We start from the raw sequence: 1083 nt of genomic DNA on the forward strand, positions 1-1083 counted from the left end.
GGCCCGGCTCCGCGCCTGGTGGATGGCAGGGGGCTGCCATGCCGGGCGACGCGACTGCCTGGCCTGCCTGACGCGGCTGCTGGCAGCGCCTCCACCGCCCTCCTGACCGGCGAAACCGCAGCATCCCGGTCCGGCGCATTCGGGCCCCCGATTACGTTCCATTACTTTTCTCGCCGCGGACTGCTTGTTAAAGGGCCTCATGAACGTCGTCCCGCCACGGTCCTCTCCTGCGTCTCCCGGCGTGCCGCCATCCGCGGCCGCGCCCGATGCCGCCACCCCTCCCAGCACTTCCCTCCCGGCCGCCCCCACCACCCCGGACGGCACCACCGCCCTGCTGCGCCGCCTGTGGCGCGAGGAAGTCCGCAAACATCGCGGCCGCATCGTCTCGGTGCTCGTGCTGACGGTACTGATGGCGTCGCTGACCGGCCTCTATCCGCTGGTCATCCAGCGCGCGCTGGACATGTTCGCCGCCCATGACCCGCGCATCCTCTACCAGGTGCCGGCCCTGGTGGTGATGATCACGGCGGCCAAGGCCCTGTCGCAATACGCCCAGACGGTGGCGGTGCAGAACCTGGTGCTGATCGTCATCCGCGGCCTCCAGGGCACGATGTTCGCCCACCTGGTCCATACCGACATCGCGCGGATCGAGCGCGAGGCCCCGGCCCAGCTGGCCGCCCGCTTCACCACCGACGCGGTGGCGATCCGCGAGGCGATGATCCGCGCCACCAATTCGCTGGGCGACGTGGTCACCGTCGCCGGCCTGGTGGTGTCGATGTTCTACATGGACTGGGAACTCAGCCTGATCGCGGCGGTGCTGTATCCGATCGCCGCCGTGCCGATCCAGCGGCTGGGCAAGCGGGTCCGCCGCGCCTCGGGCGGCATGCAGGAACGCATGGGCGAAACCTCGGCCCTGCTGACCGAAAGCTTCGCGCAGGCCCGCACGGTGCGCGTCTACCGCCTGGAGGGCAGCGAGGAACGCCGGGTCAGCCACGCGCTCGACCTGCTGCAGCATGCGTTGATGCGCATCGCGCGCGGCCGCGCGCGGGTCGATCCGCTGCTCGAGGTACTGGGCGGCAGCGCGGT

The 1083-nt window shown here is 70.8% G+C and carries 1 protein-coding gene; it reads left to right on the forward strand.

Annotated elements, in window-relative coordinates; all coding sequences use genetic code 11:
• Positions 1-199: 199 nt before the first annotated feature.
• Positions 200-1083 (forward strand): ABC transporter permease (locus tag HUK84_RS19695; RefSeq protein ID WP_246285790.1); only part of this gene is annotated, 884 nt, incomplete at its 3' end.

It is taken from the genome of Nguyenibacter vanlangensis (assembly GCF_013376155.1).
Lineage (GTDB): Bacteria > Pseudomonadota > Alphaproteobacteria > Acetobacterales > Acetobacteraceae > Gluconacetobacter > Gluconacetobacter vanlangensis.